The organism is Ruegeria sp. D6 (assembly GCF_056534365.1).
On record NZ_JBQFPH010000003.1, the window covers coordinates 324,348 to 344,487 of the forward strand.

A 20,140-nucleotide genomic window follows, 5' to 3' on the forward strand; every position below is an offset into this window, starting at 1 on the left:
AATCTCGAATCGAGAATAAGTATGGCTCCAATATACTCGATGCGAGTATAAATGGAGAAGCTAATGAAAGACTTTCGCCTTCCAGACCTCTACGACCGGGTAAAGCAGATCATCCCGCAACCCGAATGGATGCTGTTTGAAGATGATCTGGATGCCATCCTTGATCTCAAGCGTGAGAGGAATGCGGTCATCCTCGCCCACAATTACCAAACGCCGGAGATCTTCCACGGAGTTGCCGATATCGTGGGCGACAGCCTTGCGCTTGCGCGCGAAGCTGTCGAGGTTGATGCCGATGTCATTGTGTTGGCTGGTGTGCATTTTATGGCGGAAACTGCCAAGCTGCTGAACCCGGAAAAGACGGTGCTGATCCCAGATTTGGGGGCGGGGTGTTCACTGGCAGATTCCATCACACCCGAGGATATTGCGCTTCTGCGCGAAGCCCATCCCGGCGTTCCGGTGATCACATACGTAAACACGTCGGCAGCGGTGAAGGCGGCATCGGATATCTGCTGCACGTCGGGCAACGCAGTAAAGGTGGTGGAATCCCTCGGGGTGCCGCGCGTGTTGATGATCCCGGACGAGTATCTCGCCAAGAACGTCGCCAAAGAGACCGATGTCGAATTGATCGCATGGCACGGACATTGCGAGGTGCACGAACTGTTTACTCCAGCCGATATACGTGAAATGCGCGAAGCGTGGCCGGGTGTTACGGTCCTGGCCCATCCTGAGTGCCCGCCCGAAGTGGTTGCCGAAGCAGATTTTTCTGGCTCTACCGCAGTCATGTCGGATTTCGTCGGCGACAAAAAACCGACGCGGGTTTGCCTGTTGACCGAATGCTCGATGAGCGACAACGTGGCGCTGAACCATCCTGAGGTGGAATTCGTGCGCCCCTGTAACCTATGTCCACATATGAAGCGCATTAGTCTGCGCAACATTCGCAACGCATTGGAACTGGGCCATCACGAAGTCACTGTCGATCCGGCCATCGCCGAAGATGCGCGCCGCGCGGTAGAACGGATGCTGGCAGTGAAATGATCGGGCTCGAAGGGCTTCATGGTCGAACTGCCATCATCGGTGGCGGCATCGCCGGGCTGACGGCTGCGCTGGAACTGGCTCCACAACCCGTAGTACTAATCACCCGTGCAGGGCTGGGCCAGGAATGTTCCAGCGCTTGGGCTCAAGGAGGGATCGCCGCCGAACTAGGCACGGATGGTGATCCTGCGCAACACTTGGTCGATACTTTGCGGGCCGGCGACGGGCTGTGCGATGAAACCGTGGCGTCGGCCATTCTCTGCGAAGCGCAAAAGGCGATCACTGTATTAGAGAAACACGGCGCTCGTTTCGATAAAACCGCCGACGGCACATATGCCTTGGGGCGCGAGGCTGCGCATTCCCGCCGCCGAATACTGCATGCAGGCGGCGACCGCACCGGAGCCGAAATCACATCGGCCCTTGCGAGTGCCGTGTTGCAATGCCCATCGATCACTTGCTTGACCGGAGTCGAAGCCCGACGGGTGTTGACGCTAGACGGACACGTTACAGGCGTTCATCTGCAAAAAGATGCCCAAGCAGAGGTATTGCGCACATCTCAGTTCGTTATGGCGTCAGGCGGTTGCGGCGGTCTGTTTGGTGCAAGCACCAACCCTTCAGGTAATTTCGGCCAGGGCGTCATGATGGCCGCCCGCGCCGGGGCAGCCTTGCGCGATATGGAATTTGTCCAGTTTCATCCCACAGCGCTGGATATCAAGCAGACACCTCTGGCATTGGTCAGTGAAGCCGTCCGGGGCGAGGGCGCAATTCTGATCGACCAAACCGGCAAGCGCTTCATGTCGCATATTCCGGGGGCTGAACTGGCCCCGCGCGACGTGGTGGCTCGTGCCGTGCATCAGGTCATATTGGAAGGTGGGCGAGTGTTTCTTGATGCTCGTGCCGCGCTTGGTGCCGAATTTGTCCAGCGGTTCCCTGGCATCCATGCATTGTGCGCAGCAAGCGGAATTGATCCGGCGCGCGATCCCATACCGATACTTCCGGCTGCGCATTACCACATGGGCGGTATCGCCGTTGATGAGTATGGAAGAAGCACTCTGTCAGGCCTTTGGGCCATAGGTGAATGCGCGGCCACTGGCCTGCATGGTGCCAATCGCCTTGCTAGTAATTCACTGCTGGAGGCGGTGGTGATGGGATGCCGCGCCGCAAATGATGTTGCCAAGGCAGAAATGAGAAACCTGTCATTTGTTCCTACAGTTACCGCTCTGCCTCGTTCTGACCCTAGCTCTGTCCGGCCTTTGGCTACAAAATTTCTGGGTTTGATCCGCGACGAGGTGGGATTGCGTCAAGTCATTTCAAAGTTGTCTCCGTTGGTCGAAACCGCTGCCTGCGCTTCTGACCCGGCACTAGTCGCGCTTTCGATCGCGGTCTTTGCCGATCTGCGCCGAGAATCGCGTGGCGGACATTACCGAAGTGACTTCCCTAATCCTGAGGCGAACGCGCAATCTCTTTTGATGACTCTGAGCGAAGTACTTGCTCATGCGAGTTTGACCAGTCAGGAACCCTTTTTGAGGACTGCTTGAGAAATGACTATCATGCCCCTAGCCCCGTTGCCCCGAACGATGCTGGAGCCGGTGATCCGCCGCGCACTTGATGAAGATTTGGGCCTCGCCGGAGATGTCACCTCCTCGGCTGTTATTCCTTCGGATCATGTTTCCGAAGTTGTGGCTTGCGCGCGTCAATCCGGATGTATTTCCGGTCTGGATTGTGCTGAATTGGCTTGTGAGCTGATAGATCCGGCGATCAAAGTAATCCGTCATGTCGAGGATGGTGGGACAGTCGCGCCCGGCACAGTGATCGCTACCTTCAAAGGACCATCGCGCAGTCTGCTGATTGCTGAACGTACGGCGCTCAACTTCTTGGGTCATCTATCGGGTATTGCAAGTGTGACAGCCGATATGGTTCGCCGCGTCGAAGGCACGCGTGCTGCCATCGTCTGTACCCGAAAAACAACGCCCGGTTTGCGGGCTTTAGAGAAATACGCTGTGCGATCAGGCGGCGGCATGAACCATCGCTACTCCCTAAGTGACGCGGTGCTGATCAAGGACAACCACATCGCTATAGCCGGGGGTGTCCGCCCAGCCTTGACGCGGGCCAAAGAGACAGTCGGTCATATGGTCAAGGTCGAGATCGAGGTCGACACGCTGGAGCAGCTGGCCGAAGTTCTGAAAATCGGTGTTGATGCGGTGCTTCTGGATAACATGGATCCAAGAACCTTAAGCGAAGCTATAGGCATGATTGATGGTCAAGCCATTGCCGAAGCTTCAGGCGGGATAACCCCAGATAATGTGCGGGCTGTGGCGAACACCGGTGTTGATTTGATTTCTATGGGCTGGATCACCCACAGTGCACACTGCCTCGATATTGGTCTGGATTTTGTGCTCTAACAGCACCAAGAGTAAACCAACAGTTACGACGCTCATTGCCCAAAATGTCGAAATCAACGGCCTTTCCAAAAGATTGCCAACGGCAAGAGCATCGCGCGCACCATAGGAATCAAGGCAATCAAAAGGTGCGCGGCGGCGCAGCCTGCCTGTTCAATCTTGTCACTCCGTTAGCCAGCTAAGCTGGGCAAGTTTCAAGTCGCATTCATTCGTCAGAGAGTTGGCGACCGAACCTTTCGTTCTCGCCCACACTCGATTTCTTATGCTGCTTAAATAAGCAGGCCATGACATCTCAATTCGGAGAAACCGCATCGTCGGCGTCATTGCCTCCGGACGTTTTACCCTCATGGCCGAAGAAAGTCGGATCAGTCTCAAAATCAGGCGCAAGGAACTCGGACATCTGGTCAGGGCTGTCTGTTTCTATATTATATATCAATAATTTATCCGGTTGGTCCTTAAAAAATTCGGGCACCTCCTGATGATGCCGGTCCCATTCTTCTGACCAATGATCAATTACCTGATCAACCGACTCGAAATTCATACCCTTACGATAACGCTCGGCATAAAACCCATTGCCATGGTTTCGGCGACTTGCGATCCACCTGTCTTTGTCTCGAGTGTTCAATATGAAATACGAATTGGGATAATATGCCGCGAGTTGACGAAAATAACGGCAACCTTCAATCACGCGTGACCCGCTCACCATCTGCATGTCGGTGTAGCCGACCCAACGGTCAATGCCATTGAGCGGCGCATAGCCATACTTAAGATTGTTAGCGAGCGCGCGGGCCAGATTGCCACGCTTGAAGTGAACCGTCGGAATGCCGTTGTTATCTAGAAAGGCGGAAATCGACCTTGTGCCGCACTTGTTGAAACCGACCTGAAATATCCGCCGCGTACGGCCTGCACGAGTAGACAGATATTCAGGATGGGTTTTTGATGATTGCGGCACGAAGGAAGGCTCCTACTCGGACTCTGCGGCGGCTTTCTGGTTCGCGCGCATGGCAACTGAAATAAGCTGACGGGCCGTATGCTCCGTCAGAGGTGTGGTTTGGCCAGCCATCATCAGGCGAGCAAAAAACGCGCGTTCAGGTTCTGACTCCAGAAGTTCCTTAAATCGCTTGTGCCGCCATTCGCAGGCCTTGTCATGTAGCTTCTTCAGTGTGGCATCTGATTTTAGCTCGGTAACCCGAGCAGCCCGTGCCGATTGGTAGCGGGAAATAGAGACGTCCTGATCGCTGTTAAAGTTGTAATCGACCCAATAATCCATGCCGATTTTCTCTTTGAAATGCACCCCACGTCCACGCGCACGTTTGAGCAGAAAGGAGTCCATCGCGCCCAAAGCATAATGGTTAAGCTGAACCCTCATGGTCGTATCTTGCGTATAGTTGGAAAATACCCGCTGGCGGCGATGATCGCCACCAAGCAAACGGCCTGATCCATCATACCAGCGCGCCTCATCCACGCGGGTCTGATCAGGCGAAATTGGCCGATGAATGCCTGGTTTATGGTAAATCCCGTTGTTGCGATAAAGCGTTTTGAACATCGAGGCGCGCCACGGCCAAAGGATGGGTTTGGGGGCGCACGAAGTGAACTGTTGGGTCACCGGCGCATCTTCAAAATAAACGATCCCTGCATTTCCGAATAGCCGCCAGGTGAGCGTGATCGCATCCGCCTCGGGGAGGCTATGGATGAGCGCGTTTAACGAGCCGTCGCCAATATGGATATTTACAAACTCATCAATATCGAGCGCCAGTATCCAGTCTGCTTCTTTCAATAGAGGATGTTTGGCGGCTTGTTTCATAGCCTGCCACTGTACGCTCTTATCGGGCTTGGCTTCATGGCTGACATGAGTGATTTGCCCCATCTCTTCGAGTCGGTGCAACATCAGATCGGTGCCATCCGCGCAATCATTCGAGAAGATCAGAAAATCAGTGAAACCAACCATCTGATGATGGGCGAGCCATTCCAACAGGAACGCGCCTTCATCTTTGAGCGTCAGGATCGCTAGCTTTCGTGTCATTCTATTCCTTTGATCCGACGCTTCAGTCTGGTGATCCGCCAGACCGTATGTCATGTGGTGCTCATTGAGAATAACGGTTTTGCAGATGTTCTGAACTGCGAATTTCGCGTAGGAACGAAAAAAGTACGGCGCGGCATCATGTTGCCAACTTGGGCGATTTCCAACTCGGTGGTAGGTGGATCTAAAAGGCTGAGAGTGAACCGGATAGATGCACTTATTGTTCAATTAGCCGTCTTAGCCCGACAGCTCCGTTTGCAAGTGCAGATCGGCGGTAAGACTTCAGTGCTACCTGCAGATCGCTGAGTTCTGCATCACTCGCCTCTGAAATGCGGGTCAGGCTTGCCTCCAACCCATTGTCAGCAATCAGCATTGGTGGTCGGTAACAGGCCTCTGACCAGCGGTCCATGACGATCGGCACACAGAATCCACCCGAAGAGGACAGGGCAGATGTGATCTTGATCCGTTGATATTGTTCATAGTCAAATGGCATGAGCGGATGTATCACCTGAGCGCCCGCCAGTGCGTCAAAATACGCGGCATGCCCGACCTGCCCGCTGTTGTCCAAAGGCACGCACGTAAAGCGGGCGTCAAGCTTTCGGTCCTGGATCTCACTTTCAACCTTGGCGCGATCTCCGCCTCCTGACGGCAGGATGAAATGCAGATTCTGAAAGGCGTCCGGTCGATTGCCAAGAAGATCCAGCAGGCCAGGGTAATCACGTGTCCGCATGTTAACGTTGCCGGGGATCACGACCTGACGCGGCTGGCCCAACTTTGGTTCCGGATCATCGATCCAATAAAACGGCTCCAACGTCGCGATCCTGTCCATATGGGCTTTGCCCACCCGGCTGATCCATTCAGCCGTGACATGTGCACTCAGGCTGATGTAGCGCGCATTTGGCATCTGAAGCGTCTCGCGCAGGGGTACCATCTGGCTGAACTGATCCAGATTATGCAGGACCATGATCAATGGCTTCTTCACTCCCTGCGCCCAGCTTGCCGCTTTTGGACGACTCAAAGAGGCCATGAGGACGAAGTCATGTTTGGCCGCTTCAATTGCAGCCATAGTAGACTTGATATGTTTTGGTGCATCCGCAGCCCGGTAATCCGGCGTGCTCAACGGCACATACTCAACATCAAATTCCAATCCCGGGACCAAGGCCATGATATCTCCGCGCAGCTTTAAGATCCGGCGATGCAGAAAGATTTGTGGTCGGTACCCGTTTGCATTACAGGCGGCCACCAAGCTGGGGATGACTTCTTCATGGCGCGGTTCAAATTGTACAATTGCACAGCGCTTCATAGTTTCTTCCTGTTGCCTGGGTTGCCTCGGGCCCTCGTTTTCGGTTTGACCCTGTGGAAGTTGTCTATCGATAGCTACACTTGCCGTCTACATCCAACGCCGAACAGGCCGGATCTCAGACCAGATTGCTTGAGCGGAGGTATCCGGTCTGATGGTATTTCCCAGCGTTGCGGTTTCGTTCACTATTCCGATAAAAAGCGGGTTTTAGCACATCATAACAATCTGGGTCTGTAACTCCGTGGGTTTCGCGTAGTTGACTGGCGTGTGATTTGGGGAATAAGGGCTCAAGACGCGCTATATGTGCGCCAGCCAACCAATATAAGTCAGACATATTCACCGCTCGATTTCGAACCGTGAATCGCGCTAGCAAGGTCCGTTTGCTGGGTCGGGATTTGCCGCGGGGTTGCTCTATCAAAGCTTGGTCGTAATGGGTTTGGGTTTCTGCCGAACAGAAACGGTTTAAGCCCTATCTTCTGTCGATTTGAAGCGAAAGATGAGGCGGCATTGTCAAAACGTGAAGCGAGAAGTTTCCAATCTCTTAGTTTACAAGCGGGATCTCAATGCAATTTCTGCGCCTGCTATGTCGATTGCGAGCTGCGATGCTGGTGGAAAATCAATGGTTTTTGGTTTTGGGTCCACTTGTTTCGATGCGGCGTTTGCCTGCGATGTTGTAGTAGGGGATCTGGTCCAGATCGCAGAGAAAGGTGCCTGGAGCGGCAACGGCTTTCACGTCGCTTGCGATGGGTTGGAAATCCGCACGGAAATGTGTGGTGCTTTTGACACAGATCACTGAATAGGATGTGGGATTCAGGCCGATATGGGTGAAATGAGCGCGGTCTAGGCATTGGTTGCGCACACTGGTGACGACCAAGTCTATCTTCGCGCCAGACTCTATCATCCTCAGAGCGGCCGTTTTGCCAAGCGTCGCGATGCCGCCTCCGTACATCTCACCTGAGTATCGGCAGATGCCATCTCCGATGGCCAGGACTTCGAACTTTGCCTCAACGGGGTGGTGCCCGGGCAGACCTGATTTTCCGCCGATGGCCAGGTTCAGTTTTGCGCCTTGGCCTGCACGATGCGCTTTCTCTGCGCTTTCGGCGTCGTGGAAGAGACCCATCAAAACCTCCTGCGCTTCCCCCTCGATCAAAGCGGCCAGAAGTCCGGTGGTATCGGATGTGCCGCCTGCGCCTGCGTTGTCCTGTACATCCGCTAACACGAGCGGTTTGTCGCGATGCGAACAACAGGCCAGAACGGCTTCGTCCAACGACAACATAGAGCAGTCCACATCGGGTTCTCGGGCCAGAAAAAGGTCGAAAATTTGATCTACTGCGGCGGTCGCTTGCGCGGCACTGGTCGCGTAGGCAACGCAGGACGGACCAGTATCGGGATAATCTGCCGCAGTAAAACCCAGCGCGATTTCTGCAAAGACATGGGTATGTTCGAACTGGGTGGGCAACTGATAAATCTCATCAAACGGTGCGGCCCAGGTGTATTGCGCATGCAATGGGATCAGATAGGGCACCTGCCGGAAGGCTTTGTGCAGCTTTTCTCCGGCCAGTAGCCTTTGCAGAACCGGTACGCATCGCGCACCGGTTTCGCCCATATCGAGGTGCGGGTACGTGCGGAAAATTGCCAGATAGTCCGCCTGCGAGATCATCTGGTCAGAGATATTGGCATGCAGGTCAAGGCTCGCCACGACCGGAACATCCCGCCCTACCAGATCACGTACTCGGCGCAACAGCTCTCCCTCACCATCGGCCAGGCTTTCAGTCACCATTGCACCGTGCAGGTCAAGATACACTCCGTCCAGCGGTCCCGCGCCGCGAAGGCCATCCAAGATCATAGTACATATCTTCTCGAACGCGTGATCCGTGACATGAGCGCTAGGTTCTGCCGCACACCACAGGATCGGGAAAAGCTCGAAACCTGCCTGGTTCGCGGCGGAAGAAAACCCGGCGATGGGTAGGTTCATGCCTTTGGTGTCTGCGATGACACGCGCGCCATGCAACATTTCGGGCCATGAATCTGCCATCTCGAACTCGGGCAGACCCGCTTTGGTCGCTCCGAAGCAGTTGGTTTCGTGTTGAAATCCTGCAATGGCAATGCGTTTGGCTGTCATTCTAAAATTCCAGTTCTTTTCTGGATTTGGTGGTGCCAAACACAATCTGACCTCGCCGGATGGTTGCAACAATCGATGTGTCGAGCAGCCGTTCAGGATCATCTAGGGGATTGCGAGAAAGGATGGCGAAATCTGCCAGTTTTCCGGGCTCAATCGAACCGCGCTGATCTTCTTTAAACACTTGCCACGCCGCATCGATGGTTTGTGCCCGTAGCGCAGACAGTACGCTGACCTTTTCCTTTTCACCCAGTTGCCGGCCGGATGCAGTCAGTCGATTCACCGCGCAATGCGCCAGATGGATTGGCCGCGTTGGCGTAACCGACGCGTCATTGTGGATAGTATAGCGTACACCGTATCGTTCCGCAGTTGCGGCTGGCGAAATCCGTTCAGCGCGTTCCGGGCCGAGGAAGGTATCGTAATGTCGGTCCCCCCAGAAATGCACATGTGCTGAAAAGAAGCTGACAGTTATTCCAAGCCGCGCCATGCGGTCCAGTTGATCGTCGCGCAGAACCTGGCCGTGGATGATTGTATGGCGGTGATCGTCTCGCGGATGCGCTAGCAAGGCCTTGTCCACCGCATCGATGAACATCTCGGCCCCGGCATCCCCGTTGCAATGGCAGTGGATCTGAAACCCCATAGCGTGTAGGCGGAGAACCTTGAAATCCATGTCGACCTGCGTGGCATAGATCATGCCACAGGGGTGATCGGGGTCCAGCGACTTGTAGTAGGGCGCAGACAGATAGGCAGTCTGCAATTGGAATGCGCCATCGGTAAACAGCTTGCGCGCACCCAGCGTAAAATGTGGGTTGCCGGGCCAGTTATCGTCGATCCAGCCCTGGCTCAGAGCCGGTTCCAGATCGGCAATTGGCAACAATTCCAAATCAATGCCGGGATCCTGATCGGCACGAAGGCTGGCAAAGTGGTCGAGCATAACCTGCGATGCCCAAGCGTTCTGTGCATAAGTTACTCCGTGGGACAAATACTCATCACGGCAGGCGTTGAACCCTTGCCAGAACCTGTCCCGGCCGATCAGAAAATCAGTATCGCCCATTTCGCCCATGGCCGACAGCCCTTCGACCAGCCCCGTCAGGGCGCCGGTATCGGGGTCGCGGCCATAACGCCCTCCGGCCGGGTCCGGGGTGTCGCGATTGACGCCATGCAGCTTCAGCGCCATCGAATTGGCCGCGCCGTTGTGACCCGAAGCATGCAGAACCCAGATTGGATGCGCCGTTGAGACATCATCCAGTTCGGCCCGGGTAGGCATGCGGCCTTCTGAAATGGCGGTGTTGTCGAACAAAACGCCCATCACCCAATTGCCCTCAGGCGTCTCTTCGGCCCGGCTGCGCAGCTTTTCCAAAGCTTGCGCCATATCCATACACGCGCCGCGCGGAGGTGATGCAAGATCAACCCGAAACAGCTGGATGAAGCCGGGATCTGGGAAGTGGCCGTGCGAGTCGATGAAGGCTGGGATCAGGGTCTGGCCAGCTAGGTCATATACACCCGCATCGGATGACATCTGCCGCCGCAGCGTTGCTTCGTCCCCCACCGCAATGATGACATCGTCCCGCACCAACACCGCCTCGGGTCGGGAATTGTCGGCGTCCATCGTCAGGATGGGACCGCCGAAATAGAGTGTTTCCCTCATCCTTTAGTGACCCGGAGCAGGCGCACCCGACAAGGGTGCGAGACAGCGCAGCCCGTGGCCTGCAGCAACCTCCCATTGCGGTGTCTGTGTGCAGATGTCTTTGGCAAACGGGCATCTTTCGCGGAACTCACAGCCCGACGGACGTTGCAAGAGGCTGGGCGGCTCACCTTTGAGCGCGATCCGTTCAAGGCGCGCATCGGGGTCCGGCTCGGGGTTGGCGCTGAGCAGGCAGCGGGTATAGGGGTGGCGCGGATCGTCGAAGATCGCCTCTGTCGTGCCTTCCTCGACCAGTCGACCCAGATACATAATGCCCATGCGGTCTGCCACGTGGCGCACCACGTTCAGGTTGTGGGTGATGATCACCATCGCCAGGCCCAGGCGTTCCCGCAGGTCATTGAGCAGGTTCAGCAGCTCACCCTGTACCGAGACATCCAGCCCCGCCGTTGGTTCATCCGCCAGGATCAGTTTCGGCTCCAGCGCCAAAGCGCGGGCAACACCAACCCGTCGTGCCTGGCCACCGGACAATTGATAGGGGTAGCGGTCCGCGAAATGCACCGGCAGGTTCACCATTTCCAGCAGACGCTTGGCTTCGGCATCCAGATCGCGATCTTTCATGCCCTGAATGCGATAGGGTTCCGTGATCAGGCTTCGAATTGTCAGGCGTGGTGACAAGCTGCCCACAGGGTCCTGAAACATCATCGCCATGTCCTTGCGCAGCGGACGCATTACCCGTTCCGGCGCGCCTCGTATCTCTTGCGTGTCAAACACGACCGAACCGGCCTGCGCCGGGGCCAGGCCCGCAATCGCACGGATGACAGTTGTCTTGCCCGAACCGCTTTCGCCGACAAGCGCATAGGTTTCGCCAGCTTCGACCTCAAAGCTGACGCCCGCCAGCACGTTGACCGGGCCATAGCTGGTTTGCAGGTCTTGGACATTCAGCAGGCTCATGTCACGGCCTCCTCATGGTTCAGCCAGCAGGCGGCGTGATGCCCTTCTTTCAGACGATCCAAGGGCGGAACGTCCGTTGCGCAGCGTGGCATCGCCTGATCGCAGCGGTCGCGGAAAATACAGCCGCCGGGCAGGTTGGCCAGATCGGGCACTTCGCCCGGAATAGTTGGCAGAACCCGCGCGCGTTCCTTGATATGGCCGGGATCGCAATCAATCAGACGGCGTGTGTAAGGGTGCTTGGGATTGTGAAAAATCTCGCGCACCTCGCCGCTTTCGACCACGGCGCCTGCGTACATTACCACTACGCGATCACAGAGTTCCGCGATCACACCCAGATGGTGCGAGATGAACAGGATGGCGCAATCGAACTCGCGCTGCAGCTCTTGCAAGCGCTCAATGATTTGCACCTCAAGCGTGGCGTCCAGCGCGGTGGTCGGCTCATCCGCGATCAGCAGGTCGGGTTCTGACATCAACGCCATGGCGATCGCGATCCGCTGTCGCATTCCGCCTGAAAACTCATGCGGGAACTGCTTTAGCCGTGCCTCTGGGTCCGGAATTCCGACAGCCCCCAGCATCTTTGCCGCATTGGCCAGTTTTTCCTGCTTACTAGCCTTGGACCGGTGCTGAATATCGACCATCTGCTGGCCAATGGTCAGAACCGGATTGTGGGTCTGCATTGGGTCCTGAAAGATGATTGAGATATCGGCCCCGCGCAGATCACTCATCCTGCGTTCAGGCACTTGCAACAGATCCTGCCCTTTAAAGCGTATTTCGCCTTGCCGGAACCGCGTGTTCGGTGCGGTCAGCCGCAGGATCGACGAGATCAAGGTTGATTTTCCGCAACCAGACTCACCGACAATGCCCACGATCTCACCTTTGCGGATGTCAAAGGTGAGATCCCGCAATGCCTTGAGATCTCCGCGTGCCGTTTCATAATCGACGCTGAGGTTCTCGATTTCCAGAAGAGTTTCGGTCATCGCTGTTTCCTCAGTTTGGGATCAACCACGTCGCGCAGGGATTCCCCTAAAAACGTAAAGCCCAGGGTTGCCAGAATGATCGGCAGACCGCCGCCCACCACCAGCCAAGGTGTCTGTCGGATCAGGGAATATCCGTCCTTCAGAAGTGCGCCCCAACTGGGGGTTGGGGGCTTCACGCCAAGCCCGAGAAAGGACAGCCCCGCCTCAAGCGCGATCACCGTCGGGATGTCCATAGCAGCCAGGACGGCCAGAACCCCCACGATATTTGGTAGCATGTGCACACCCAAGATGCGGGCCATGCTGGCCCCCATCGACCGCTCGGCCAGAATGAACTCGGAATTGCGCAACGTCAGGGTCTGCGTTCGCGCCACACGGCCATAAGTTGGGATCGAAGTCGCCATCACCACGAACACAACCGTTTGCAAACTGGGACCGACCAGGGCCACGACGGCCAGCGCGAACATCACGGTTGGGAAGGATCGGATGGTGTCAAAGAACAACATCAACAGGTTGTCGAGCCATTTTGGCCCATACCCCGCAATCATTCCTAAGGTTAGGCCAATTACCATCGCACCAAAGACCGCAGGCAAGGCGACTTTCAACGCAACCTGACCGCCGGCAATCACGCGGGAAAACGTATCGCGGCCAAGTTGGTCCGTACCCAGAAGGTGCTCGGCAGACGGGCCTTGCAACCGGGCTTTGATATCCATGGCCACAGGATCATAGGGCACAATCCAATAGGCGAATATCGCACAGAAGACGATGGTGCCCACAATGACCAAACCAATCAGACCCAGAGGGTCGCGGGCGACGCCGACAATGATCTGACCAAGTTCAGAACGAGATTTTTCCATGTCGGCTTTCCTCAATGCGCTTGTCTAGCGCGTGGGTCGAGCCACGCATTGATCAGATCCGCCAGTGCGGTCGACACGACGAACAAACCGGTTGAGATCAGAACCGAGCCCATGACAATCGGGTAATTGCGGGTGGTTATGCTGTCGATCACCAGCTTGCCCAGACCCGGGCGCGCGAACACTATTTCGGCGAATACGGCCGAGCTCAGCAGGAAACCCATGCCGACGCCGATCACCGTGACAACCGGAAGAATGGCGATACGCAAGGCATAAACCATCACCACGCGGCGCTCTGCGATACCGAAGGCACGTGCGGTCCGAACGTGGTTTTCGCCTAAGACTTCCAACATCGAGGCGCGCACCAACCGCGCGATGTAGCCCACCCAGCTTAGCCCGATGGCAAAGGCGGGCAAAACGAGGTGATCAATGCGACCCCAGAAGCCTTCGCCCGCGCCGATGGCTGGAAACCACTGAAGATGCACGGCAAAGACCAATAGCGACAGAAGTGCTACGACAAAGGCGGGTGCTGCAACAAAACTGACCGAAATCGCCGCCGCAATGCGATCGATCAGAGTGTTTGGATGGGCAGCGGCATATGCCCCAAGTGCAATTCCCAAAGTGGCGGACCACAGGATCGACGCAAAGATCAGTTCCAGAGTGTAGGGTAGCTGCTGAAACACGATATCTGTCACGGACCGGCCCGAGAATACGTCGATTCCCAGATCACCACGGACCAGGTTTCCATAGAATATGACCAGCTGTTTCCAGATTGGTTGATCCAGCGCCAACGCAGCGGTGAGCTGGGCCTGAAGCTCAGGTGTTGCGCGTGGCCCCAACATGATCTGGACCGGGTCCCCGGGGACGGCGCGGATCATCAGGAACATGACGGTAACCGCCACGAACAGGATAAGCAGCGCTAGCCCGAAGCGGCGGGTTGCAAACTTCAACATGAAAAGCTGGCTCCTTGTGGATGGGTGGCGAGCTGTTTTGTCCGGCGGGCGTCAAACCCCGCCGGACATAGCCGACCTTGGGGAGGTCAGGTCTCCTTGCCGAAGTACCGCAGCAGTGCCAGACCGTCGGGTCTTAGCGCGGGGGTGACACGAGCCGAGTGAATCACCGGTGTTGCCTCGTGGGTGATAAAGCGGTAGGCACCGCTTTCTTCCATCAGATCCTGCGCCCGCTGATACATCTCAGCGCGTTTGGCCACATCCGCTTCCTTGAATGCCGAGTTGTGAATTTCGTCAAATTCAGCGTTGCTGAACCGCTCCCAGTTCCAGATGCCGACCTGTTCGGTGGTGAACCAGGCCGTCGCATAATATGGATCGGGGGTCATCGAGAAGCGGTTCAGAACCAGTTGCAGGTTCTCGTTGTCTCCGCTTGCCCAGAATGCACCGGATTCCAGTACGTTGACTTCGACCGTGATCCCGATCTGCGCCAGAGTTGCCTGAATGATCTGAGCCGTCGTGGTGAAAGTGGTCTTGTTCAGCGTGTCCAGCGTAAGCGTCACATTGGTCTCGCCAGATTCCGCCAGCAATTGCGCCGCTTTCTCGAAGTTTGCCGCCGGAGGGACCAGAGATTGCGGGCGGTGGCCCGCAAGGCCAGGTGCGATGATGCCTGTCGAGGGTTCAGCGGCTCCAAAATAGGCCGCCTCTAGGATGCTTGGTACGTCGACTGCATGTTGAATCGCCTGACGCAGTTTTGGGTTCTGAAGCTTGGGGTGATCCAGATTCATGCCCAACCAGACATAGAACAGTGAGGGTTTCTCGACCAAAGATCCGCCATTCGGAACACCGGCCCGATAGCGTTCGACCGATCCCAGCGAAACCCGAGTCATGTCCAGTTCGCCCGCCTCAAAGGCGATCTCGGCGGTGTTTTCGTCGTCGATCGGCAGGATTTCGATTGTGTCCCATGTTGGTGCGTCACCCTTCCAATCCGGGTTGCGCTTAAGCACGGTTTTTTCTTTGGGTGACCAGCTGTCCCGCAGATAAGGGCCGGATTCAGCGACCGGATCAGCCCCGATGCGGCCCCCTGCGGCCTCGACCGCAGCTTTCGAGACGATGTTGCCGGTGATGTAGGGCAGGGCGATCGACCAAATCGGAGCAAACGGCTCGTTCAGAACGATGGTACCTTCGCGTTCGCTGCTCACTTCGACATGGCTGAACGGACCCAAATCGGGCTTGTTTGGGCTTTCGGTCGCATCGTCCACGATGCGCTCCATGCTGAATTTCACGTCTTCAGCGGTCATCGCACCGAAGCCATTGGTGAAACCGATATCATCGCGTAAGGCGAACTTGATATGGGTCGGGTCAACCTGCTCGATCATCGCCGCCGCATCCAGCTGCCAACCCCATTCCTCGCCGGGCTTGTATTGGATCAGCTTGTTGTAAATCGAGGCATGCACTTCTTCTTCGACAACACCGACGGAATGTGCGGGGTCCATGTTCTGGGCATCACCGTAGGCGCGCACCCGCAACACCCCGTCATCAGCGGCGAAGGCGCGATTGGCCCAGCTTGCAGGCAGCGCGGATGCCGCCCCAAGCGCAGTTGCCCCTTTCAAGAAGCCCCTGCGCCCGACATTTGCTTTTGTCCATTCGATTTTCATAATGTTCTCCCTTGGGTCAGATCGTTTACAGAAGCCTGCGCGGGATGGTTTCGTTCCATTCCTTTGTCAGAACTTCTGTTTTGTCCGCGCCTTCGGTGGCGCGCAGTTTTCGATGCAGATAGAAATTCTCGACGTCACAGGTCATCGCGTTTTCGGTGCTGATCTCGACCTGCCATTCGTCCCTCTCGAACGTGAAACGCCAGCCCGCCGTGAATTGCGCGGTCGCTGGGTCATCGGGATGGATCGCATAGCGCATGGCGACGTGGCTTCCGACGATCAGGCCGTGGCCGGGGTCCTGTGCTTTGCCGTAGTCGTCGAATGTCTCAAGTACGACGGTTCCGTCCGCTTCGATGCGCCGTTCGGATCGGCCCGACGGCGCGCGCAGCTCGGTGCTTTGCAAAGTCGGATAATCCTGCGCTGGTCCGGGATGTGCAGGATCAGCTTCCTCAGACATCGTCCGAACCGGCAAATACAGCGCCGAACCTTGCAGTTGCAACGTCACCTCTGCCGCTTCTGGCGCGGGCCAAACGATTGGCCAGTAAGCGGTAGACAGCGCAAGACGCAGGATATGACCGGGTTTCACGCGATGCGCGCACTCATTTAGTGCAATTTCCGCACTGTAGACCTGACCGGGAACCAACGCTTCAGGGGTCTCGTGGCTCTTGTAGTGCGTCAGGTTCAGCGCCCGATAGGTGATCCGCTGAGAAACCCCATCCGGGGCGACATCACACAATCGCGCAATCAGTTGGGCTACCGGTCTGTCCACGGTGAAGGACAGTTTCAGTCGCGCCCGTCCAAGCAGTTCAAGCGGCTTGTCCAGCGGTGCCGTATCGAAACAAAGCGACAGTGCGTCATCGGCTGCTTGATCTTCGGCCAACTCATTGTCGATCCGCATGCCTGGGCAGAAATACCCGCCAGCCTGTCCGATATGGGCCGGATTCGATACGGTTGTCTCGGCCGTAATGGCGACGTCGGAAAACCCACCCAATCCCAAATGCCAGACTTCATCGCTGACATTGGGCGACGGCCATTCTGTCTCGGCGATCCAGCGGCCCTGCCTGGGTTTGTTCTTTTTGCTCGGGCCAAAATGATCCTGCATATAGGTTCGGTAGGCGGGCAGGTCTTCGGCGCCATTCTGCTGCCCCTTCAGCCAGCGATCAAACCAGCCGATCACCTCGGAATGGAAATCTCCTGCCTCCAGTTTCGAGATATGCGGATAGCGGTGCTCCCACGGTCCGATCAGTGCCTTTGACGGCACGGCCAGATTTGCTGCCAGCGCTGGCGGAGCGTTGACATATGCATCCGACCAACCCGTTATCGCAAGAACCGGAGCTTGAATCGCCGACCAATCCTCGCAGACCGAGCCATGTTTCCAGAACGCGCTGCGCGTTGGATGACGCAGCCAATCGGCTGCTGAGAATGGTACATTCTCAAGCCGGGCAAGCCAGTCTTCTCGCCAATCAGATCGCAGCTCGGGGTCTGCGGGCCGTGTCAAATAGGCGAACATTTGACTGCCCCAGTTGATATTGTCGCTTAACAGGCAGCCGCCCATGAAGTGTATGTCATCGGCGTACCGATCCACGGTCGAGGCGACACTGACCACCGCCTTGAGCTCGGGCGGATGGCGAAAGGCCAGCTGCAGCCCATTGAACCCTCCCCAGGAGATACCGATCATCCCAATGTTTCCGTCGCACCAGTTTTGTGCGGCGATCCAACTCAGAACGGCTTCACCATCGCGGAGTTCTTGTTCCGAATACTCGTCGTCGAACTGCCCCTCGCTATCACCGGTTCCGGCAATGTCGACGCGGATGCAGGCGTATCCTGCCTCGGCAAATACTGGATGAGTGGTTGCATCTCGCGGCGCAGTTCCATCCCGTTTGCGATAGGGGAGGTATTCCAGAATGGCGGGTGACGGCCCGGTTTCGGGCAACCAAATTCGTGCAGCCAGTTTCCGACCATCCGGCAGGGCGATCCAGGTGTTTTCGATGATTTTTGTGGACATTCGGAGCGAGGTCCCGTTGTTGCGTTTGGTACAGCCAACCCGCATTCCGAAAATTATTGAACTGAGCTACTTTACGCGCTTTTATTCAATCATTAGCATTATAGCGTCAAAACGCGAAAGAAATGACGCTTATGTCCGAAAGTTTTTCCGCAAATTTACGGTCTTTGTGCGCCGAGCGAGGCAATATCTCGCAAGTCTGTCGAGAAATCGGCCTGAACAGGCAGCAGTTTAATCGCTACCTCAACGGCGAAAGCTTGCCATCAGCCCACAACCTACGCCGTATCGCTCGGTATTTCGATCTGCCTGAGGCACAGCTTTTTGCGCCTCGGACGGAGTTTGAAGAAACATTAAAAGACTCGATCGTCCGTCGGAAAGAAACTCCTGCCAGCTTGTTTGTTAAGCCGTACAGTGATCAGGTGAAGAATCTCAGACGCTATGTGGGCTTCTATCATTCTTTCTTTTGCACCCCGTCTTGGCAGGGGCGCATTTTTTGTTCTCTGATCCGACTTAAGGAGGTGGATGGCGTGGTGACGATCCGCTCGCACGAAAACGCCACGTCCCCGGACAAAAGCGTTCGGCAGATTTCGCGCTACGAAGGGCTGGTTGCCCTGCGCGGTAACAGGATCTTCGCCACGGAACATGAATGCGGCAAGGAAGGAAGCATTGCGCAGACCATCCTTTATTCCGCGCATCGCCAACAGCTAAAATACTTGCGTGGCATGACAATGGGTGTGGCTTGGCGGCCGTTTCCACACCCTTATGCGGCGAAAACAATCTGGAAACGGCTTGATGAGCGCATTACCGCCCGTGAAGCGCTCACTGCCTGCGGTGTCTATTCAGAACAGAGTAAATCAATCGACCTGGCGGTCCGAAAGTACCTTTTGGGATCAGGCGATGCCCATTTTTCAGCGATACCAACAGAACTTGCCAATTGAGTGATGCATTTTGAAATCGCCGTTTAGTGGCGCCATTTTCGCACGGGGCGGATCCTGTTTGTAACTCAGAACCTTGTGACGACCGTCGCACCGATTGAGGTAAACTTATCCATCCCTATCAAGGCCTTGGGTGCGTCTTCCAGGCCGATTTTTTCCCCCACCAACCGCGCCGGATCCAACTTGCCATTTTTAATCATGTCGAGCATCGCGCCATAGCGATGCGCCTGCATCCCGTGCGAACCAAGCAATTCGATCTCTTGTCCTACGATCTTTGGCATGGGTACTGCTGGCGAAGCGTGCTCACCCAGCATCAGACCGACCTGAATGTGCTTGCCGCGCGGACGCAGGCAGAGGATTGAGTTGGTCATAGTGACGGGATGACCCAAAGCGTCGATTGACACATGGGAGCCGCCTTTGGTGATTTCGCGGATCGCTTCGGGAACATCAGCATCTGTACCGTTAATGGTCGCAACTGCACCCAGTTCTTGCGCAAGTTCGAGTCTGGCTTCGTCTAGATCAACCCCGATGACATTGGCCCCGACGGCGGCAGCAATCATAACGGCTGACAGACCGACCCCACCGCAGCCATGTACGGCAACCCATTGACCGGCCGAGACCCTTCCTTGATCGACGATCGCGCGGAATGAAGTGGCAAACCTGCAGCCAAGGCTGGCGGCGGTTGCAAATTCCATGGTTTCAGGCAGCGCGACCAAATTAAGGTCAGCCTGATGAATTGGTACATATTCCGCGAAACTGCCCCAATGGGTAAAGCCGGGTTGCTCTTGATACAGACAGGTTTGCTGATGCCCTGCGTGACATTCGCTGCACGTTCCGCAGCCGCAGACGAAAGGCACGGTTACCTTGTCGCCAACTTTCCAGTTCTTTACATCCCGTCCGACGGCTTCGACCACGCCAGCCAACTCATGACCGGGTATGTGAGGCAGCTCGATATCACTGTCATGCCCCATCCACCCGTGCCAATCGCTACGACAAACGCCGGTGGCTTCGACCTTCAGAACAACGCCATGAGTATCGGGTGCAGGGTCGTCGACTGTGACAACCTTGGGGGTTTGTTGGAACTTCTCGAACAGGACAGCCTTCATAGTGTGCTCTTTCATTTTTTCGAAAAGTTGTGTGAACCTAAACCAACTCAGCCGAACTGATCCAGCCTTAGGGATGAACCCAGGTTGTGGCATTTTAGCACTATTTTAACCAAATCCAGTTTTAGACAAATTTAAGAAATCCACTCTCCTTAAACTTGCGCATATCTTTCTTTAGGTGGTGATGGGGAAATTCCCAAAAGC

The 20,140-nt window shown here is 56.1% G+C and carries 16 protein-coding genes; 4 read left to right on the forward strand and 12 right to left on the reverse strand.

The annotated features are described in order from the left end of the window. Positions 1-63 precede the first annotated feature (63 nt). Genes nadA through nadC form a run of 3 tightly spaced genes read left to right on the forward strand, consistent with a single transcriptional unit; the run spans position 64 to position 3,434 of the window. Positions 64-1,035 carry a quinolinate synthase NadA gene (gene nadA / locus ACR0A1_RS13420; protein ID WP_480867921.1) on the forward strand — a complete coding sequence of 324 codons (972 nt, stop codon included), beginning with the start codon at positions 64-66 and terminating at the stop codon, positions 1,033-1,035. After that, positions 1,032-2,570 carry an L-aspartate oxidase gene (locus tag ACR0A1_RS13425; protein ID WP_480867923.1) on the forward strand — a complete coding sequence of 513 codons (1,539 nt, stop codon included), beginning with the start codon at positions 1,032-1,034 and terminating at the stop codon, positions 2,568-2,570. Before nadA ends, ACR0A1_RS13425 begins: the two co-directional genes overlap by 4 nt. Positions 2,571-2,573: 3 nt before the next feature. After that, positions 2,574-3,434: a carboxylating nicotinate-nucleotide diphosphorylase gene (nadC, locus tag ACR0A1_RS13430; protein WP_480751322.1), complete on the forward strand. Its 861-nt coding sequence runs from the start codon at positions 2,574-2,576 to the stop codon at positions 3,432-3,434. A gap of 289 nt (positions 3,435-3,723) precedes the next feature. Here nadC and ACR0A1_RS13435 read toward each other — a convergent pair whose 3' ends face one another. The 11 genes from ACR0A1_RS13435 to ACR0A1_RS13485 form a co-directional block, all read right to left on the reverse strand. After that, entirely contained in the window at positions 3,724-4,383 is a 660-nt protein-coding gene (locus ACR0A1_RS13435; RefSeq protein ID WP_170407560.1) for a sulfotransferase, read from the reverse strand. Positions 4,384-4,395: 12 nt separating this feature from the next. Beyond that, a complete protein-coding gene (locus ACR0A1_RS13440; protein WP_480867926.1) occupies positions 4,396-5,508 on the reverse strand; it encodes a glycosyltransferase family 2 protein in 1,113 nt (370 codons plus the stop codon). Positions 5,509-5,668: 160 nt separating this feature from the next. Beyond that, positions 5,669-6,754 (reverse strand): hypothetical protein, encoded by a 1,086-nt coding sequence (locus ACR0A1_RS13445; protein WP_480867927.1) that lies wholly within the window; start codon positions 6,752-6,754, stop codon positions 5,669-5,671. Between the two features lie 613 nt (positions 6,755-7,367). Then, positions 7,368-8,873 (reverse strand): M81 family metallopeptidase, encoded by a 1,506-nt coding sequence (locus ACR0A1_RS13450; protein WP_480867929.1) that lies wholly within the window; start codon positions 8,871-8,873, stop codon positions 7,368-7,370. 1 nt (position 8,874) lies between these two features. Beyond that, the gene (locus tag ACR0A1_RS13455; protein ID WP_480867931.1) at positions 8,875-10,518 is read right to left on the reverse strand and encodes an amidohydrolase; all 1,644 of its coding nucleotides are present in this window, start codon (positions 10,516-10,518) and stop codon (positions 8,875-8,877) included. 3 nt (positions 10,519-10,521) lie between these two features. Then, on the reverse strand, positions 10,522-11,466 hold the full coding sequence (locus ACR0A1_RS13460) for an oligopeptide/dipeptide ABC transporter ATP-binding protein (protein ID WP_480706300.1): 945 nt from the start codon (positions 11,464-11,466) through the stop codon (positions 10,522-10,524). Next, on the reverse strand, positions 11,463-12,443 hold the full coding sequence (locus ACR0A1_RS13465) for an ABC transporter ATP-binding protein (RefSeq protein ID WP_480614276.1): 981 nt from the start codon (positions 12,441-12,443) through the stop codon (positions 11,463-11,465). The genes ACR0A1_RS13460 and ACR0A1_RS13465 overlap by 4 nt, the downstream gene beginning before the upstream one ends. Continuing rightward, a complete protein-coding gene (locus ACR0A1_RS13470; RefSeq protein ID WP_170394253.1) occupies positions 12,440-13,297 on the reverse strand; it encodes an ABC transporter permease in 858 nt (285 codons plus the stop codon). Before ACR0A1_RS13470 ends, ACR0A1_RS13465 begins: the two co-directional genes overlap by 4 nt. A gap of 11 nt (positions 13,298-13,308) precedes the next feature. After that, complete coding sequence (locus tag ACR0A1_RS13475; RefSeq protein WP_170422950.1) at positions 13,309-14,247, reverse strand: ABC transporter permease; 939 nt, start codon at positions 14,245-14,247, stop codon at positions 13,309-13,311. A gap of 86 nt (positions 14,248-14,333) precedes the next feature. After that, entirely contained in the window at positions 14,334-15,899 is a 1,566-nt protein-coding gene (locus ACR0A1_RS13480; RefSeq protein ID WP_480867933.1) for an ABC transporter substrate-binding protein, read from the reverse strand. Positions 15,900-15,924: 25 nt separating this feature from the next. Beyond that, positions 15,925-17,901, reverse strand: coding sequence for a CocE/NonD family hydrolase (locus tag ACR0A1_RS13485; RefSeq protein WP_480867935.1), 1,977 nt, complete (start codon positions 17,899-17,901; stop codon positions 15,925-15,927). 131 nt (positions 17,902-18,032) lie between these two features. Between ACR0A1_RS13485 and ACR0A1_RS13490 the strand changes: the two genes are divergently transcribed. Beyond that, positions 18,033-18,836 carry a helix-turn-helix transcriptional regulator gene (locus ACR0A1_RS13490; RefSeq protein ID WP_170422944.1) on the forward strand — a complete coding sequence of 268 codons (804 nt, stop codon included), beginning with the start codon at positions 18,033-18,035 and terminating at the stop codon, positions 18,834-18,836. Positions 18,837-18,901: 65 nt separating this feature from the next. Here ACR0A1_RS13490 and ACR0A1_RS13495 read toward each other — a convergent pair whose 3' ends face one another. Then, positions 18,902-19,939: a zinc-dependent alcohol dehydrogenase family protein gene (locus ACR0A1_RS13495; protein ID WP_480867937.1), complete on the reverse strand. Its 1,038-nt coding sequence runs from the start codon at positions 19,937-19,939 to the stop codon at positions 18,902-18,904. Positions 19,940-20,140 lie beyond the last annotated feature (201 nt).

What these genes read in the sequence shown, in the direction of transcription:
- ACR0A1_RS13455 (WP_480867931.1), bottom strand. Translation starts at nt 10,518, where the DNA reads ATGAGGGAAACACTCTATTTCGGCGGTCCCATCCTGACGATGGACGCC.
- ACR0A1_RS13450 (WP_480867929.1), bottom strand. Translation starts at nt 8,873, where the DNA reads ATGACAGCCAAACGCATTGCCATTGCAGGATTTCAACACGAAACCAAC.
- ACR0A1_RS13445 (WP_480867927.1), bottom strand. Translation starts at nt 6,754, where the DNA reads ATGAAGCGCTGTGCAATTGTACAATTTGAACCGCGCCATGAAGAAGTC.
- ACR0A1_RS13495 (WP_480867937.1), bottom strand. Translation starts at nt 19,939, where the DNA reads ATGAAGGCTGTCCTGTTCGAGAAGTTCCAACAAACCCCCAAGGTTGTC.
- ACR0A1_RS13470 (WP_170394253.1), bottom strand. Translation starts at nt 13,297, where the DNA reads ATGGAAAAATCTCGTTCTGAACTTGGTCAGATCATTGTCGGCGTCGCC.
- ACR0A1_RS13475 (WP_170422950.1), bottom strand. Translation starts at nt 14,247, where the DNA reads ATGTTGAAGTTTGCAACCCGCCGCTTCGGGCTAGCGCTGCTTATCCTG.
- ACR0A1_RS13480 (WP_480867933.1), bottom strand. Translation starts at nt 15,899, where the DNA reads ATGAAAATCGAATGGACAAAAGCAAATGTCGGGCGCAGGGGCTTCTTG.
- ACR0A1_RS13490 (WP_170422944.1), top strand. Translation starts at nt 18,033, where the DNA reads ATGTCCGAAAGTTTTTCCGCAAATTTACGGTCTTTGTGCGCCGAGCGA.
- ACR0A1_RS13485 (WP_480867935.1), bottom strand. Translation starts at nt 17,901, where the DNA reads ATGTCCACAAAAATCATCGAAAACACCTGGATCGCCCTGCCGGATGGT.
- ACR0A1_RS13460 (WP_480706300.1), bottom strand. Translation starts at nt 11,466, where the DNA reads ATGAGCCTGCTGAATGTCCAAGACCTGCAAACCAGCTATGGCCCGGTC.
- ACR0A1_RS13425 (WP_480867923.1), top strand. Translation starts at nt 1,032, where the DNA reads ATGATCGGGCTCGAAGGGCTTCATGGTCGAACTGCCATCATCGGTGGC.
- nadC (WP_480751322.1), top strand. Translation starts at nt 2,574, where the DNA reads ATGACTATCATGCCCCTAGCCCCGTTGCCCCGAACGATGCTGGAGCCG.
- ACR0A1_RS13465 (WP_480614276.1), bottom strand. Translation starts at nt 12,443, where the DNA reads ATGACCGAAACTCTTCTGGAAATCGAGAACCTCAGCGTCGATTATGAA.
- ACR0A1_RS13440 (WP_480867926.1), bottom strand. Translation starts at nt 5,508, where the DNA reads ATGACATACGGTCTGGCGGATCACCAGACTGAAGCGTCGGATCAAAGG.
- nadA (WP_480867921.1), top strand. Translation starts at nt 64, where the DNA reads ATGAAAGACTTTCGCCTTCCAGACCTCTACGACCGGGTAAAGCAGATC.